The following is a 15,357-nucleotide window of genomic DNA, read 5'->3' as shown; positions in this document are numbered from 1 at the left end:
GCGATCGCGGGGATGAGCCCACCGGTCGCACCCCAATACCCGCTGGTGAGGTTGTGTTCCCCGCGATCGCGGGGATGAGCCCAAGCGTGGCGAGCAGCAAGCGCCGCCACAGCAGTTTTCCCCGCGATCGCGGGGATGAGCCCGCCTCGTCGATGCTGTAGACCTCGACCCAGGCGTGTTCCCCGCGATCGCGGGGATGAGCCCATCGGCACCGTGATCCCGGCCAACATGATCAGATGTTCCCCGCGATCGCGGGGATGAGCCAGGTCAGGGTTGTCATGGTCGCTCATTTCCATGTGTGTTCCCCGCGATCGCGGGGATGAGCCTTCGGGTAGCCGGCCGCGACGGCGGCGAAGTCCGTGTTCCCCGTGATCGCGGGGATGAGCTAGGGTGGCTACCGCCAGAGCCGCTTCGTGGCCAGTTCGGCGCCCCGGCCCAGCGCCTCGAGCTTGGCGACCGCGATCTGCGGATGCACGCGCCCGCCCAGGCCGCAGTCGGTGGACGCGATCACGTTCTCGCGGCCCACCAGCCGGGCGAAGCGCTCGATCCGGTCGGCCACCAGTTCCGGGTGCTCGACGACGTTCGTGGCGTGCGAGACGACGCCCGGGATGATCGACTTGCCCTCGGGAAGTTTCGTGTCCTCCCAGACCCGCCATTCGTGTTCGTGGCGGACATTGCCGGCCTCGAACGAGTAGGCCCCGGCGTTGATGGCCAGCACCTGGTCGAGGATGTCGGCGAAGGGGATGTCCGTGGTGTGCGGCCCGTGCCAGGAACCCCAGCACACGTGCAGGCGGATCTTGTCCTCGGGCAGGCCGCGCAGCGCGTGGTTGGTGGCCTCCACACGCAGCTGGATGAACTTCTTGTAGTCCGCCAGGGCCGGTTCCGGGTTGACCTGGTCCCAGCTTTCGGCCAGCGACGGGTCGTCGAGCTGGACGGTCAGGCCGGCGTCGATGATCGCCTTGTACTCTTCGCGCATGGCGTCGGCGCAGGCGTACAGCAGTTCCTCGTCGCTCTTGTAGTAGTCGTTGGCGAGCCGGGCGCAGGATCCCGGGGACAGGGCGGCGATGAAGCCCTCGGCGAGCCCGGCGGCGGCCAGGCCCTTGTTCAGGTTTGTCACGTCGGAGGCGACGAGGTCGTGGCCGGTGTACGTGAGCGGGCCGACGATCTTCGGCTGGGTCGTGGCCTTGCGGTGGGCCAGGATGCCGGAGGTCGGGTCGTTGTACGCCTCGTTGAACTTCTGCCGGTCGCGCCGGTCCGGGAACGAGGTCAGGACCACGTTGCCGGGCGTGGAACGGCGCACCTCGGCGTCGGCCCACCGGTCGACGGTGGTGGCCTGCAGCCCGCCCAGGCGGGCGAACGAGTAGTTCCACCAGGCTCCGTAGTCGACCGAGTTCGACATGGTGTGGCCGTATTCGCCGTCGTTCGGGATGTCGATGCCCAGGTCCTTCTGCCGGGTCACCACGTCCACCACGGACGACTCCAACAGTTCCAGGAACTCGTCCGTGATGCCGTTCGCCTCGCGCGCCTCATTGGCGGCCAGCAGTTGCGGGGTGCGCGGCAACGAGCCGGCGTGGGTGGTGCGGATGTGATCGGTGTTCTGCGACAAGACGGGATTCCTTTCCATCGTCTCCTGGCGGTAGCACCGAACGTGTCGGTTGCTGCGGCGTCATTGATCCAGGTCTCTCGGCCGCTCTGGATGGGTACACCTAACTAAATGCCACGACGGGGCGCCGGCGCAAATCGGTCCGTCACGGAACCAATGGTCGGCGCCGGGCAAGCGCAAGTGTGCAGGAATCGGCTCGTGCCGTGCGCTGGGCGACAAGCGGGCCAGTGCCCGGTCGGGCAGGATGGGACCATGGGCCGCCGTGTGCCCGGCGATCGGGGGCACGCGGGCGCCGAGCCGAGTGACACAGGAGGAGGAAACGTGGACGGATATGACGTGATTGTGGTGGGTGCGGGGTCTGCGGGCGCCGTCATCGCCCGCCGGCTGCTGGACGCCGGGCGCCGCGTGGCCGTGCTGGAGGCCGGCGGCATGGACGTCAACCCGGTCATCGCCAACGTGGCCGAGGCCGGGGCGCTGTGGGGCGGGCCGGAGGACTGGGACTACAGCACGACGCCGCAGGCCGGGTGCGCCGGCCGCCGGTTGAAGCTGCCGCGCGGCAAGGTGATGGGCGGTTCGCATGCGCTGAACGCGACCATCTGGGTCCGCGGCGCCCGGCAGGACTTCGACACGTGGGCCTACCAGGGCTGCCCGGGGTGGGGCTGGGAGGACGTGCTGCCCGTGTTCAAGGCGATCGAGAATTACGACGGCGGTGCGTCAGAACTGCGCGGCGGCGACGGTCTGCTGGATGTGCGGCAGGACTTTGAACGCAACCCGTTGCAGGAGGACCTGGTCGCGGCCGCGATCGAGGTCGGCGTCCCGTACAACGAGGACTACAATTCCGGGGAGCCCGACGGCGTCTCGCGCATGCAGCTGAACGTGCGGAACGGGAAGCGGTTCAACACGTGGCACGCGTACCTGCAACCGGTCGCGGACCACCCGAACCTCACGATCATCACGGGCGCGCACGTGGCACGGCTGCTGCTGGACGGCGGCACGGTCACCGGCGTCGAATATGTCACCGGCGGCTCGACCCGGCAGCTGTTGGCCCCGGAGACCGTGCTGTCCGGCGGCGCCATCGGCTCCCCGGCCGTGTTGTTGCGCTCCGGGATCGGCCCGTCCGGCGAGCTGGCCGCCGCCGGCGTCGCGCCCGTCCATGAACTGTCCGGGGTGGGCAAGAACCTGCACGACCACTTCCTGTCCCCGGTCATCTACGGCACCGACACGCCCGTCCCGGAGCCCGCCGTCGGGGCCGCCGAGACGCACCTGTTCCACAAGTCCCGGCCCGACCTGGCCGTGCCCGACACGCAGCCGATCTTCTTTTCCATCCCCATGTACTTCCTGCCGGAGATGAGCGGGCCGGAGAACGGGTTCTCCCTGGTCGCGGGCATCGTCCGGCCGCAGGGCCGCGGCTCGATCACGCTCAGCGGCCCGTCGATCGACGACGAGCTGAACATCGACGTCGGCGCCCTGGCCGATGCGGCGGACGTCGACGCCATGGTCGCCTCCGTCCGGCAGTGCCGTGAGCTGGGCCGCGCCGCCGCGCTGGCCGGCTGGGGCCCGCACGAGATCTACCCGGGGCCGGCGGTGGGCGACACGGACGAGGAGCTGGAGAAGTACGTCCGCGAGACGACCGTCACCTACCACCACCAGGTCGGCACGTGCAGGATGGGCCTGGACCAGGCCGCCGTCGTGGATCCGCGCTCACTGCGGGTGCGCGGCCTGGCCGGCATCCGGGTCGCCGACGCGTCGGTCATGCCGTCGATCACGACGGGCAACACCAACGCGCCGACGATCATGATCGCCGAGCGGGCCGCGGCCATGATCCTGGCGGATTGATCCCGTCGGTGGTTGAGCCTGTCGGTGGTTGAGCCTGTCGAAACCCGGATCCCGGTGGTTGAGCCTGTCGAAACCCGGATCCCGACAGGCTCGACCGCCGGCTCAGGCGAGCAGCTGCCGCTTGGAGGAGATCACGCCGGTGTCGAAGCCGGCCAGGTTCAGCCCGCCGTGGAAGCGGGCGTGCTCGATCTTCACGCAGCGGTCCATGACCACGTCCAGCCCGGCCGCCTCGGCCCGGGCCGCGACGTCCTCATGCCAGGAGCCGAGCTGCAGCCACAACGTCTTCGCGCCGACGGCCAGCGTCTCGTCCAGGACCGTGGGCAGGTCGTCGTGTTTGCGGAACACGTCCACCAGGTCGGGGACCTCGGGCAGGTCGGCCAGCGACTTGTACACCGGCCGGCCCAGGATCTCCTTGGCCACCGGGTTCACGAAATACACCCGGTACCGGCTGGAGGAGAGCAGGTAGGTGGCCACGAAGTAGCTGGCCCGGGACGGCTTGTCCGAGGCGCCGACGATCGCGATGGACTGCGTGTTGCGCAGGATGGCGAGCCGTTCCGGTGCCGACGGGCCGGTCCACGTGCGTTCAGCCGTGCTCATGCAATCACCCCGATTCGGCAGGAGTCCGCCACAACCGGCGCGGGGTGCGCGTCCTGGGCGGCGGTGAGCGCCTGGTCCAGGTCCCACAGGATGTCCGCCACGTCCTCGAGGCCCACGGAGATGCGGATCAGGTCCTCGGGCACGCCGGCCGCGTCGAGCTGCTCGGCGGAGAGCTGTTGGTGGGTGGTGGAGCCGGGATGCAGGATGAGCGTGCGGGAGTCGCCGATGTTGGCCAGGTGGCTGGCCAGCTGCAGCGCGTCGATGAACGCCTTGCCGGCCGCGCGGCCGCCCCGGACGCCGAACGCGAACACCGAGCCGACGCCCTGCGGCAGGTATTTGCGTCCCCGCTCGTAGTGCGGGTGGCCGGGCAGCCCGGCGAAGTTCACGTACGACACGCGCTCGTCGTCGGCAAGCCATTCGGCCACGCGGTGGGCGTTGCGCAGGTGCTCGTCCATGCGCTGCGGCAGTGTCTCGACGCCCTGCAGCAGCTGGAACGCCGACTGCGCGGACAGCGACGGGCCGATGTCGCGCAGCTGCTCCGAGCGCAGCTTCGTCAGGAACCCGTACTCGCCGAAGTTGCCCCACCAGGACACGTTCCCGTACGAGGGCACGGGCTCGGTCATGGACGGGAACTTCCCGTTGCCCCAGTTGAACCGGCCGGATTCGACGACGACGCCGCCGAGCGTGGTGCCGTGTCCGCCGAGGAACTTCGTGGCCGAGTGGATGACGATGTCCGCGCCGAACTCGATGGGGCGGATCAGGTACGGCGTGCTCAAGGTGGCGTCGACCACCAGGGGGATGCCGGCGTCGTGCGCCACCGTGGCCAACCCCTCCAGGTCGGCGATGTCGCCGGACGGGTTGGCCACGATCTCCGTGTACACGGCCTTCGTGTTCTCCCGCACGGCGGCGGCGAAGTCGGCCGGGTCGCTCGAGTCGACGAACGTGGTGTCGACGCCGAAGCGGCGCAGCGTCACGTCCAGCTGGGTGATGGTGCCGCCGTACAGCTTCGACGACGCGACGATGTGGTCGCCGGCCCCGGCCAGCGCGGCGAACGTGATGAATTCCGCGGCCATGCCCGACGACGTCGCGACGGCCCCGATGCCGCCCTCCAGGGATGCGATGCGCTCCTCGAACGCGGCCACCGTGGGGTTGCCGATGCGCGAGTAGATGTTGCCGTACTTCTGCAGCGCGAACAGGTTCGCGGCGTCGTCGGTGTCCTTGAACACGAACGACGTGGTCTGGTAGATCGGCACGGCGCGGGCGCCGTGCACGGCGTCGGGGGTGCCGCCGGCGTGCAGGGCGCGGGTGCGGAAGCCGAATTGGTGGTCGGCCATCAGGCGAGGGCTCCTTCGAGGTCGCTGGTTGAGCCTGTCAAGTCGTTGGTTGAGCCCAGAGCGGTGGTTGAGCCTGTCGAAACCTCGGGCAACTGCGAGGTGTCCAGCTCGGTGCCGTTCTTGCGGGCCAGGTCGGCCTCCAGCTCGCGCACGATCGGCAGCACGTCGCGGCCGAACGCCTCGACCTCCTCCTGGAAGTGCAGGTAGCCGGTCAGCAGCAGGTTCACGCCGATCTTCTTGTATTCGACGATCCGCTCGGCGATCTGCTCGGGCGTGCCGATCAGGCCGGTCTTGAACCCGTCGTTGTACTGGATCAGGTCCTCGTAGCTGGAGTCGGCCCACATGCCCTTGCCGTCCTTCGTGGACGCGCCGGCCTCCTTGACGGCGGCGGCGAAGCCCTCGACGGCGGGGCGGTGCGCCTTCGCGACGATCTCACGCAGCGTGTCCTTCGCCTCGGCCTCGGTGTCACGGGCGATCACGAAGCCGTTGAGCCCGAAGCGCGGGGTACGGCCGACGGCGGCGGCCGCGGCAAGCACGCCGTCGACGTTCTCCGCGTAGCCTTCCAGGGTGCGGCCGTTGGAGAAGTACCAGTCGGCCACGCGGCCGGCCGTGGCCTGGGCAGCCGTCGAGTTGCCGCCGAAGAAGATCTCCGGGTGGGGGCGGCCGGGGATGTCCAGCGGCGCGGGGGAGAGTGTGAAGTCGGTGATGTTGTAATATTTGCCGGCCTGCGAGTAGTCCTTCTCGGTCCACAGCCCGCGCAGCACGCGGATGAACTCCTCGGTGCGCACGTACCGTTCGTCGTGTTCCAGCCAGTCCAGGCCGAAGTTGACGAATTCGTCCTTGAGCCAGCCGGAGACGATGTTCACGGCGGCTCGGCCGCCGGAGAGGTGGTCGGCCGTGATGATGAACTTGGCGAGCACACCCGGGTGCCACATGCCCGGGTGGACGGCCGCGATGACGTTCAGCCGTTCGGTGGCGCCAAGCAGGGCCAGCGAGAAGCTCGTCGCCTCGTGCTGCTTGTCGGCTCCGTAGCTGGCGGCGTAGCGGGTCTGGGTGAGCGCGTACTCGAAGCCGGAGTTTTCCGCGATGCGGGCCAGCTTCTTGTTGTACTCGAAGTCCCAACCGGTGCGCTGCTCGATCGTGGAGACGACGAGGCCGCCGGACACGTTCGGCACCCAGTAGGCGAATTTCAGCGGCGTGCTCAACGCCTCGGGGGAAGCGGAAACACGGGACATGGCGGGCTCCTTCTTGCTGCGCTCACGTAAAGATCGCTGACGCGCTCTCCATCGTTCCTGGCGGTAGCACCTCACCCGCGGGAAATGCGGGCGGTTGCTGCGGCGTCACAGAGCCAGATCTCTCGGCCGCTCGGGATGGTTCCGTCCATTGTGACAAGACAAGGCCGGCAATCCAAAAAGATTGCGCCGCATTGCGCCCCCTCCCAACTGAGGCGCGGTTAAGCACCTGTGGGGCGGCCAACGGGTGCTTAAGTGCGCCTCAGTTGGGCCGCCCGAGGCGATCGGGCGGATAATCGGGCCATGGCCGACCACGTTTTCGGGAATCCGCGCTTCTACGACCGGCGCGCGGCCGCCTATGACGCGATGGTGTCCTCGCCGTTGTACAACCGGATCGCTTGGGGCACTCATCCTGACGACTACGCCGCGTTCGCGGCACGCGCAATGGGCTCCGCACGCGGTCCGCTGCTTGAGGTGGCCGCCGGGACCGCGTCCGCCACGGCCGTGCTGCACGTGGCCAGCGGGCGCGAGACGACACTCGTGGATCTGTCCCGGCCGATGCTGGCCAGGGCGGAACGTGCCATCGCCCGGGCCGCCGGCGGCACGGTGCCGGCCCGGATCCGCTTCGAGTGCCGGGACCTGCTCGTACCGATCGACGGGGCACACTATGAGACGATCCTCGGGCTCGGGTTGCTGCACCTGGTTGACGACGTGCCCGGGCTCGTGGACGGGTTGGCGGCCCAGCTCGAACCCGGCGGGGCACTGTACCTGGCCAGCCTCGTCACCGGCTCCAGGCTTTCGACGGCCTATCTGAACCTGCTGCACCGGCGTGGCGAGGTGGCCGCCGTGCGCAGCGCGGTCCAGCTGCGGGCAGCGGTGGCCCGCTCCAGGATGCGCGATGTCACGGTCACCGGGCGCGGGTCGATGGCCTACGTGATCGCCCGGTCTCAGCCGTGACGCGACAACAGGGGGTCACCAGCGGGTGACGGTCGCCTGGCTCAGCCGCGTGTACGCCTGTTCGCGCAACTCGGCCAGACGGTCCTCACGCACTGGCGCATCCCACAGCAGGCGGGCGAGCCAGTGCCGGCGCGTGCGTGGCGACGTGGGCGGGGCGGCGGCCGGAAGCGATACCGGTGCCGGGGTGGACGAGGGCCGGGACGGTGCCAGGGTGGGTGGGGTGCTGATTGATGTGGTCATGGCTCCAGCGTGGACCGGTCCGGGGCGGTTGGCCACGATTCGGCCAGCACCGAATCGTGGCTCCAAAGGCATCCGTCCCTAGACTTGTAAGCATGAAGCTGACGCTCACAGCCGAGGATCTGGACAAGGTCCGGTTCACCGTTTCGCCGCTGTGGGAGGCCGTGACCAGCCTGCGCACGCTGCAGTCCGGCACGCCGATCCACCGGTCGTGGATCGCCCAGGCCAAGTCGCGCATGGCCGCCTCCCCCGACCCGGAGAAGGCAGACCACCTGCGCCTTCTCACGGCACTCGTCCCGGGCTCCGGGTTCCTGCCGGACAGCCTGACACCCACGCCGCGGCGCCAGGACACGCTTGCCTCCGGCCTGGCCGCCATCGCCGCCGTGCCGCACGAGATGTGGCGCACGGACATCGGCTACCTGCTCGCGAACCTGCCCGACGGCGACGCCGCCGACACCGCCCGCGCGTTCGTCGACGACCTCGACGCCGGCATCCCACGGCTGCTGCGCGCGCTCGAATGGTACTGGGCCACGACGCTCGAGCCGTTCTGGCCGCGGTTGCGCGCCATCGAGCTGGCCGACGTCGACTACCGGCTCGCGCTGCTGGCCGCCGGCGGCATGCAGGAGATGTTCAGCACGCTGCACCCGAGCGTGCGCCGCATCGACACCGGGCTGGAGGTCACGCAGTACTGTGATTGCACGGATTGTCCCGAACCGGGCAATGGACTGCTTCTAGTGCCCAGTGCGTTCGTCTGGCCGCGCACGCTGGTGCTCAACACGGCGCCGTTCGTGCCGACCCTCACATATGCCCCCCGCGGAGTGGGCCGACTGTGGGAAAACGGCAAGGAGGTCGTCGACAGCCCGGTCGCGCAGCTGCTGGGGCGCACCCGGGCGCAGATCCTGGCCCAGCTCGACCTGCCCATGACGACAACCCAGCTGGCCTGTGCCCTGGACCTGGCCGCCGGCACGGTCAGCGGGCACCTGAAGGTCATGGCCGCGACGGGTCTGGCCGAGCCGATCCGTGCCGGCCGTGAGGTGTTCTACCGGCGTGCCGAGGTGGGCGAGGGCCTGCTGGCCCGCGCCTGACGCGGGGGTCGAGCGAGGGTCGGTGGTCGAGCCCCGTCGAGGCCTCCGGTGATTTCGACAAGCTCAATCACCGGACCAGGCTCAATCACCGCGTCGCGCAGATCCGTGCGATGTCCGGGATGCACGGTTCGTTCTGCAGGCTGGTCGTGTCGCCCAGGGCGGTGCCCTCAAACAGCTGGGTCAGCAGCCGGCGCATGATCTTCCCCGAGCGCGTCTTCGGCACGTCCGGGACGAAGACGATGTCACGCGGCTTGGCGATCGGGCCGATCTGCGTGGCCACATGGGCGCGCAGCTCGGCGGCGAGATCCGCGCGCGAAGAGCCGGAGTCGGTCACCGAGCGGTCCAGCGGCACTACGAACGCCGTCGCCGCGTGGCCCGTTGTCGCGTCGTACGTCGGGCACACGCCGGCCTCGACGACGCCCGGGTGCGATACCAGCGCCGACTCGATCTCGATGGTCGAGAGCCGATGGCCGGAGATGTTGATGACGTCGTCGGTGCGGCCCAGGATCCAGATGTCGCCGTCCTCGTCGAAGCGGGCGCCGTCACCGGCCAGAAACCAGCCCTGCGCCGCGTACTTCTCCCAGTACGAGCTGTAGTACCGTTCCGGGTTGCCCCAGACCGTGCGCGCCATGGCCGGCCCGGTGCGGGTGACCACGATGTTTCCCTGCGTCCCGGCTGGGACTCTCGCGCCGTCGTCGTCCACCACATCCACGGCGACGCCGGGCAGCGCCCGCGTGCCGCAGCCGGGCTTGAACACGGCGTCGCCCTGGCGGGGCGAGAGGATCGTGGCGCCGGTCTCCGACTGCCACCACGTGTCCACCATGGGGATGCCCGACGCCGGGTCCCCGGCCACCAGCGCATCACGCCCCACCTGGGTGCGCAGCCAGCGCCACGCCTCCGGGTTCACGGCCTCCCCGACGGTGCCGGCCAGCCGGATCGAGGACAGGTCGTGGCCGGCCGGGATGCCGTCCGGGAACCAGCCCATGAGCGAACGGACCAGTGTCGGGGCCGTGTAGTAGCTGGTGACCTTGTAGCGTTCGATGATCTCGAAGTGGCGGCCCGGGTGCGGCTCATTCGGCACGCCCTCGTAGATGACCTGGGTGACGCCGTTGGACAACGGCCCGTAGATCTCGTACGTGTGCGCCGTGACCCAGGCCAGGTCGGCGGTGCACCAGTGCACGTCGCGGTGCCGCTGCGCCGGGTCCGGGTGCGCGAACAGGAACTCGTGGCTCCACGACGCCTGGGTCAGGTAGCCGCCGGTCGTGTGGACCAGGCCCTTCGGCTGGCCGGTGGTGCCGGAGGTGTACATGATGAACAAGGGCGTCTCGGCGTCGAATGCCTGCGCCGCGTGGACGCGCGGCTGGGTGTCGACGACGTCGTGCCACCACACGTCGCGGCCGTCGGTCCAGTCGATCTCCGATCCGGTGCGGTTGATGACGAGCACGTGCTCGATCGCGTTGTCCCCGGCGACGGCCGCATCCGCGTGCGCCTTGACCGGGACGGCGGTGCCGCGGCGGAACTGGCCGTCCGTGGTGACCAGCAGCTTCGCGCCGGTGTCCTCGACCCGGAACCTCAACGCCTCCGCCGAGAAACCGCCGAACACGAGCGAGTGCACGGCGCCGATCCGGGCACAGGCGAGCGTGATGACGATGGTTTCCACGAGCACGGGCAGGTAGATGACGACGCGGTCGCCCTTGCCCACACCCAGCGATTCCAGCGCGTTGGCGGCCTGGCTGACGAGTTCCGTCAGCTCCCGGTACGTGATGGTGCGCCGGTCGCCGGACTCGCCCTCGAAGTGCAGCGCCGCCTTCTCGCCGTTGCCCGCCGCCACGTGCCGGTCGGCACAGTTCACGGCCGCGTTCAGCATGCCGCCCTCGAACCAACCGATGTCCGGACCGCGCCTGGTTGCGGGGTCGGCCGGTGCCATCGAGTGGACGGTGTGCCATTTTTCGGCCCAGTCCAGCCTGTCGGCCGCCGCGGCCCAAAACGCCAGGCGTGCGGCTTCGGCGGGGGATAAGACAGCTGGCAAGAGGGCACTCCATCGGTCCTGGTGGTGGCACCACCAGCGTATGACGCCGCGCCGAGGACCCCAAAAACGTGGTGCATGCCTCGTAATAATGCCGCCCGGGAATTTGTCGGGTCCCGGGCGTATGCTCGGGGCATGGCACACCGCAACGACCCGGACGTCATCCGCCGCCTGCTGACCACCCCCGGCCGGTGGGCCGTCGTCGGACTGTCCAACAACCCGCGCCGGGCGGCCGTCGGCGTGTCCCTGTTCATCCAGGGCCGTCTCGGCATGGAGATCATCCCGGTCAGCCTGAAGGGCGACTCTGTGCACGGCGCGGCCGGCTTCACGAAGCTGGCCGGCATCCCCGGTCACATTGACGTGGTTGACTGCTTCGTGAACTCGACAAAGGTAGGCTCGGTGGTGGACCAGGCCATTGCCATCGGGGCCGGTGCCGTGTGGTTGCAGCTGGGTGTCGTGGATGAGGCGGCGGCGCAGCGTGCCGCGGACGCCGGGCTCGACGTCGTCATGAACACCTGTCCGATGATCGAGGCGGCAACGCTGGGGCTCTAACAAACGGGAACATCTGCATGCCACGTCACCTTCACGCCACGCGCGGTTCACGCCGCCTGCCCGCCCTCCTCGCCGCCGGGCTGGTCCTGGTGCTCATTGTCGTCGCCGGGGTCTGGATCTTCGGCAGGTCCGGTACGACGGCGGGGCCCGCCACCGCGGCATCGTCACCGTCCGCGGGGGCCGGCAGCCGCACCGCCACGCCCACACCCTCGCCCAGCGCAACGGCCACGCCCGGCGCGACCCGGGTGCCGGCGTCGTCCCTTGACGGCCTGGTGCCCGATTTCAAGCTGCCGCCCATCGAAAACGGGCTGGCGCCGGTGCTCACGAAGATCCCCACCGAACAGAAGGTCGTGTTCCTGACCATCGACGACGGGGCGGTCAAGCGGTCCAGCGACGTGGCGCTGCTGGCGAAGTACGGATACCGGGCGTCGCTGTTCCTGGCGAACGCGTTCATTGCGCCCGATCCGGCGTTCTTCAAGCAGTACACGGCCGGCGGCAGCCTCGTCGAGGACCACTCGATGACGCACAACCTGGGCTTCATCAACCTGGGCTACGAGGCGCAAAAGGCGGAGATCTGCCAGATGGCCGACTTCGAGGAGAAGGAGTACGGCCGGCGGCCCGTGTTCTTCCGGCCGCCGGGCGGCCCGTATACGGAGTCCGTGCAGCGGGCCGTGGCGGCGTGCGGGCTCAAGGCCATCATCGACTGGGAGGCCAAGGCGAACGCCGGGGGCATGCAGTACCAGGTCGGTGACAAGCTGCGGCCCGGCGAGATCGTGCTCATGCACTTCCGGCCCGAATTCGCCCAGGATCTGGGCGCGTTCGCGGCCGCGCAGAAGGCGGCCGGGCTGAAGGTGGTCCTGCTCGAGGACTACCTGGGGGTCAAATGAGCATCATCGAGATTGCCACCGAGCCGCGGGCCCTGGCGCAGCTGCCGGCCGTGCTGGCCCTGGCGGAGGCCGGGAAGCTGCGGGCCAGCGCCACGACGCGGCGACCCTCCGCCGCGACGCTGCGGCTGCTCGCCGATGCGCTACCTGGCGGCGACTTCTACCCGGACGAGCCGATCTCCACCTACGCTTGGCCGCTGCTGATCCAGGCCGGCGGGTTGGCTGACGGGCCGCGGCTGCAATTGACCCCGCGGGGGCGCGCGGCGCTGCGCAAGGACCCGGCCGTGACCCTCAAACTGCTGTGGGAGCGCTGGCTGAAGAACGGCGTCATTGACGAATTCAGCCGGATCGAGGCGGTGAAGGGCCAACGGTCCGCCAACGTCCTGAGCGCGCTGCGCCCGCGGCGGGCGCTGGCCGCCGAGGGCCTGGACCTGCTGTCCGCCGACGCTTGGATGGGGATCGACGAGCTGTTCAGGCGCATGCAGCACGATGGGATGGACCCGCAGATCCACCGCAGCGAGATGCGGCTGTGGAAGCTGTACCTGGAGGACCCGGAGTACGGCAGCCTCGGATACGCCGACATGCACGACTGGGAGCTCCTCCAGGGCCGCTACGTGCTGGCGTTGCTGTTCGAGTACGCGGCCACGCTGGGCCTGGTCGACGTCCGGTACACGGACCCGGCGGGCGCACGGGACGACTTCCGGGAGCTCTGGGGCGCAGATTCCCTGCCGTACCTGAGCCGCTACGACGGGCTGCGCGAAGTCCGGCTGACGCGCCTCGGAGAATTCTGCCGGTCCTGACCGGGCGAGGGTAGCGTTGGCGTCATGACGAGGTTTGTGTACTACGCGGCGACCACCCTGAACGGCTTCCTGGCCGATGCCGACAACTCGCTGGACTGGCTGTTCGAGGTCGACGACACGGACGGGCCGGACGCCGCCGCCTTCATGGACCGCATGGGCGTGCTGGTCGAGGGCGCCACCACCTACGAATGGGTGCTGCGGCACGAGGACCTGCTCGACCGGCCGGCCAGGTGGCAGGAGTTCTACGGCACCCGGCCCACGTACGTGTTCACCAACCGCGACCTGCCCGTGCCCGACGGCGCCGATGTGCGGTTCGTGCGAGGACCCGTGTCCGACGCGCTGCCGGACATCGTCGCGGCGGCCGGGTCCCTGGATGTGTGGGTGGTGGGCGGCGGCGGGCTGGCCGGCCAGTTCCTGTCCGCCGGCGCCCTCGACTCGATGGTGCTGTGCGTGGCGCCGGCGGCCGTCGACGGCGGGGCGCCGCTGCTGCCGCTGACCATCGGGGCGGACCGGCTCACGCTGGAATCCGCCACCAAGCAGGGGCAGTTCGCCGTGCTGACCTACGCCGTTGCGGCCGGGTGATCCGCATGGCCACCACGAACGACGACGGCGCCCACCTGGACGGTGCCGGCATCCGTGCCGCCGCCCTGGCCTTGCCCGGTGTGTACGAGGACTTTCCGTTCGGGCCCGAGACGTCCGTGTTCAAGGTCGTCGCGCCAGTGACCGGGGGAGCCGCCCGGGTGGGCAAGGTGTTCGCAATTGCGGGCCTCGATACAGCGCCGCTGTCCGTGGCGCTGAAATGTGATCCCGAACTGGCGCCGCAATTGCGCCTTGCCAACCCGGGCATCACGCCCGGCTACCACCTGAACAAGCGGCACTGGAACAGCGTGGACTGCTCACTGGTGGAGCGGTCGCTGGTCCTGGACATGCTGGAGGACTCGTGGGATCTCGTGGTGGCCGGGTTGCCGCGCACGCAGCGGGAGGCGCTCGGCTGGGCGGCCCGGCTGCGCGGTTGACCCGGTGGTCGGGTTTGCCGCTCGGTGGTCGAGCTTGTCGAGACCCCAGTCCACGCCGGAAGCCGATTTCGACAGGCTCAATCAGCGGCGGTCCACCTTGTCGCTCGGTGGTCGAGCTTGTCGAGACCCCAGTCCACGCCGGAAGCCGATTTCGACAGGCTCGATTTCGATAGGCTCAATCACCGCTCGGGGCGGCGCTGTCCCCGTTCGGGCAGAATGGACGGGTGAACACACCCCGTACCGGATTGAACTACCCGAACATAGGCGTCACTCGTGGGATCGCCGTCGAATCGCCGAATGATTCCGCCGCGGGATGGCCGGCCGGGTTCCACCGCGTCGACCTCGACCTGCAGGTCGGCACGGGCCACGCCGCGTTCGCCGCACTGGCCGAGGGAATCATGACGTGGCAGATCCAGCGCCTGGCCGGGCTGACCGTCCGGGCACCGGACCGGGCAACCGTGGGCGCCCGTGTCGTCAGCGGGTTCGGCGTCGGCGCCCTGCGGCTGCCCGTGCCGTGCGAGGTCGTGTGGGCACACGAGCCTGCCACGATGACCCGCGCGGACGGCATGGGGATCGAGTTTGCCGGGTTCGGCTACGGCACGCTGCCCGGGCACCCGGAACTGGGCGAGGAGGCGTTCGCCGCGATCATGACGGCGTCCGGCGCCGTGCACTTCCGGCTGGTGGCGTTCAGCAAACCCGGAAGCCTGATCGCGAAGCTCGGATCCCCGGTCGCGGCGCTGGCCCAGCGCGCCGTGACCCGCGGATACCTGAACGCGGCTCGTTCCCTGGCCGGCGGCTTCTGACCCAACTGGTGGACGGTAGATGTCGAAAATCGCCTCGAAACGGGCCAAATCGAGCATCTACTGCCCACCAGTTGGGAGAGTCGGCAGGGCGTGAAGATTAGAGACCTCGAGGCATTGCCGTCAAATCGTAGATCGTGTAGGATCCATGATGCAGGTCACATTGAGGAGCCGACATTGCCAAGCGGCAGTGCTGGAAAAACCATCCAATAATGACGTCGCTCGGGTGTCGCGCGGTTTAGATCGGTCGGCCTCGGCGTTGAAAAAATGTGACGTGAGTGTCTTTACGATTCCGTAGTTTGAGCAAAGGTGCTAATGAGGGTTATTCAGAACGTCCAGAATCGAGATCAAGAATCGGTGGGTCTGAGTGCGGAATGGCGGCTTTCCTGGGATAATGG

At 69.1% G+C, this 15,357-nt stretch carries 15 protein-coding genes, 1 CRISPR repeat array and 2 riboswitches; of the genes, 9 read left to right on the top strand and 6 right to left on the bottom strand.

The genetic code is table 11. The features are described from left to right. Positions 1–54 precede the first annotated feature (54 nt). Positions 55–387: direct repeats of the CRISPR family, unit length 27 nt; unit sequence TGTTCCCCGCGATCGCGGGGATGAGCC. A gap of 7 nt (positions 388–394) precedes the next feature. Next, entirely contained in the window at positions 395–1,606 is a 1,212-nt protein-coding gene (locus EJC77_RS12520) for a cobalamin-independent methionine synthase II family protein (RefSeq protein ID WP_125613105.1), read from the bottom strand. A gap of 11 nt (positions 1,607–1,617) precedes the next feature. Continuing rightward, positions 1,618–1,703: riboswitch (SAM riboswitch) on the bottom strand. A 152-nt stretch (positions 1,704–1,855) separates the two neighbouring features. Here EJC77_RS12520 and EJC77_RS12515 point away from each other — a divergent pair. Continuing rightward, positions 1,856–3,439: a GMC family oxidoreductase N-terminal domain-containing protein gene (locus EJC77_RS12515; RefSeq protein ID WP_125613104.1), complete on the top strand. Its 1,584-nt coding sequence runs from the start codon at positions 1,856–1,858 to the stop codon at positions 3,437–3,439. 102 nt (positions 3,440–3,541) lie between these two features. On the opposite strand, the gene EJC77_RS12510 is transcribed toward EJC77_RS12515, so the two are convergent. The 3 genes from EJC77_RS12510 to sfnG are packed head-to-tail and all read right to left on the bottom strand — an operon-like array spanning position 3,542 to position 6,605. Beyond that, on the bottom strand, positions 3,542–4,036 hold the full coding sequence (locus EJC77_RS12510) for a CoA-binding protein (RefSeq protein WP_125613102.1): 495 nt from the start codon (positions 4,034–4,036) through the stop codon (positions 3,542–3,544). Continuing rightward, positions 4,033–5,370 (bottom strand): O-acetylhomoserine aminocarboxypropyltransferase/cysteine synthase family protein, encoded by a 1,338-nt coding sequence (locus EJC77_RS12505; protein WP_125613100.1) that lies wholly within the window; start codon positions 5,368–5,370, stop codon positions 4,033–4,035. The genes EJC77_RS12510 and EJC77_RS12505 overlap by 4 nt, the downstream gene beginning before the upstream one ends. Next, positions 5,370–6,605, bottom strand: a complete 1,236-nt coding sequence (sfnG, locus tag EJC77_RS12500; RefSeq protein WP_125613098.1) for a dimethylsulfone monooxygenase SfnG — start codon at positions 6,603–6,605, stop codon at positions 5,370–5,372. The genes EJC77_RS12505 and sfnG overlap by 1 nt, the downstream gene beginning before the upstream one ends. 45 nt (positions 6,606–6,650) lie before the next feature. Further along, positions 6,651–6,747, bottom strand: a riboswitch (SAM riboswitch). 158 nt (positions 6,748–6,905) lie between these two features. Between sfnG and EJC77_RS12495 the strand changes: the two genes are divergently transcribed. Next, positions 6,906–7,559 carry a methyltransferase gene (locus EJC77_RS12495; RefSeq protein ID WP_125613096.1) on the top strand — a complete coding sequence of 218 codons (654 nt, stop codon included), beginning with the start codon at positions 6,906–6,908 and terminating at the stop codon, positions 7,557–7,559. Positions 7,560–7,574: 15 nt separating this feature from the next. Here EJC77_RS12495 and EJC77_RS12490 read toward each other — a convergent pair whose 3' ends face one another. Then, on the bottom strand, positions 7,575–7,799 hold the full coding sequence (locus tag EJC77_RS12490) for a hypothetical protein (RefSeq protein WP_125613094.1): 225 nt from the start codon (positions 7,797–7,799) through the stop codon (positions 7,575–7,577). A gap of 92 nt (positions 7,800–7,891) precedes the next feature. Here EJC77_RS12490 and EJC77_RS12485 point away from each other — a divergent pair, with 92 nt between their 5' ends. Beyond that, on the top strand, positions 7,892–8,881 hold the full coding sequence (locus EJC77_RS12485; RefSeq protein ID WP_164520401.1) for a winged helix-turn-helix domain-containing protein: 990 nt from the start codon (positions 7,892–7,894) through the stop codon (positions 8,879–8,881). Between the two features lie 85 nt (positions 8,882–8,966). Here the strand turns inward: EJC77_RS12485 and acs are convergent, their stop codons facing one another. Further along, entirely contained in the window at positions 8,967–10,910 is a 1,944-nt protein-coding gene (gene acs, locus EJC77_RS12480) for an acetate--CoA ligase (protein ID WP_205787229.1), read from the bottom strand. Between the two features lie 132 nt (positions 10,911–11,042). Between acs and EJC77_RS12475 the strand changes: the two genes are divergently transcribed. The 6 genes from EJC77_RS12475 (at position 11,043) to EJC77_RS12450 (ending at position 14,962) form a co-directional block, all read left to right on the top strand. Further along, a complete protein-coding gene (locus EJC77_RS12475; protein WP_125613090.1) occupies positions 11,043–11,459 on the top strand; it encodes a CoA-binding protein in 417 nt (138 codons plus the stop codon). 17 nt (positions 11,460–11,476) lie between these two features. Then, entirely contained in the window at positions 11,477–12,346 is an 870-nt protein-coding gene (locus EJC77_RS12470) for a polysaccharide deacetylase family protein (protein ID WP_125613088.1), read from the top strand. Beyond that, complete coding sequence (locus EJC77_RS12465; RefSeq protein WP_125613087.1) at positions 12,343–13,143, top strand: hypothetical protein; 801 nt, start codon at positions 12,343–12,345, stop codon at positions 13,141–13,143. The genes EJC77_RS12470 and EJC77_RS12465 overlap by 4 nt, the downstream gene beginning before the upstream one ends. A 24-nt stretch (positions 13,144–13,167) precedes the next feature. Then, positions 13,168–13,725, top strand: coding sequence for a dihydrofolate reductase family protein (locus EJC77_RS12460; protein ID WP_125613085.1), 558 nt, complete (start codon positions 13,168–13,170; stop codon positions 13,723–13,725). 5 nt (positions 13,726–13,730) lie between these two features. Continuing rightward, on the top strand, positions 13,731–14,159 hold the full coding sequence (locus tag EJC77_RS12455; RefSeq protein ID WP_240630200.1) for an MmcQ/YjbR family DNA-binding protein: 429 nt from the start codon (positions 13,731–13,733) through the stop codon (positions 14,157–14,159). Between the two features lie 224 nt (positions 14,160–14,383). Then, entirely contained in the window at positions 14,384–14,962 is a 579-nt protein-coding gene (locus tag EJC77_RS12450) for a DUF1990 family protein (RefSeq protein ID WP_164520400.1), read from the top strand. The last annotated feature ends 395 nt before the right edge of the window (positions 14,963–15,357 follow it).

The sequence above is a fragment of the Specibacter cremeus genome (assembly GCF_003946885.1).
Lineage (GTDB): Bacteria > Actinomycetota > Actinomycetes > Actinomycetales > Micrococcaceae > Specibacter > Specibacter cremeus.
This window is presented reverse-complemented; position numbering and strand designations above follow the sequence as displayed.

Excerpts from the sequence above, each read along its gene's own strand:
- EJC77_RS12515 (WP_125613104.1), top strand. The coding sequence starts at position 1,856 with ATGGGCCGCCGTGTGCCCGGCGATCGGGGGCACGCGGGCGCCGAGCCG.
- EJC77_RS12510 (WP_125613102.1), bottom strand. The coding sequence starts at position 4,036 with ATGAGCACGGCTGAACGCACGTGGACCGGCCCGTCGGCACCGGAACGG.
- EJC77_RS12505 (WP_125613100.1), bottom strand. The coding sequence starts at position 5,370 with ATGGCCGACCACCAATTCGGCTTCCGCACCCGCGCCCTGCACGCCGGC.
- sfnG (WP_125613098.1), bottom strand. The coding sequence starts at position 6,605 with ATGTCCCGTGTTTCCGCTTCCCCCGAGGCGTTGAGCACGCCGCTGAAA.
- EJC77_RS12495 (WP_125613096.1), top strand. The coding sequence starts at position 6,906 with ATGGCCGACCACGTTTTCGGGAATCCGCGCTTCTACGACCGGCGCGCG.
- EJC77_RS12490 (WP_125613094.1), bottom strand. The coding sequence starts at position 7,799 with ATGACCACATCAATCAGCACCCCACCCACCCTGGCACCGTCCCGGCCC.
- EJC77_RS12485 (WP_164520401.1), top strand. The coding sequence starts at position 7,892 with ATGAAGCTGACGCTCACAGCCGAGGATCTGGACAAGGTCCGGTTCACC.
- EJC77_RS12475 (WP_125613090.1), top strand. The coding sequence starts at position 11,043 with ATGGCACACCGCAACGACCCGGACGTCATCCGCCGCCTGCTGACCACC.
- EJC77_RS12470 (WP_125613088.1), top strand. The coding sequence starts at position 11,477 with ATGCCACGTCACCTTCACGCCACGCGCGGTTCACGCCGCCTGCCCGCC.
- EJC77_RS12465 (WP_125613087.1), top strand. The coding sequence starts at position 12,343 with ATGAGCATCATCGAGATTGCCACCGAGCCGCGGGCCCTGGCGCAGCTG.
- EJC77_RS12460 (WP_125613085.1), top strand. The coding sequence starts at position 13,168 with ATGACGAGGTTTGTGTACTACGCGGCGACCACCCTGAACGGCTTCCTG.
- EJC77_RS12455 (WP_240630200.1), top strand. The coding sequence starts at position 13,731 with ATGGCCACCACGAACGACGACGGCGCCCACCTGGACGGTGCCGGCATC.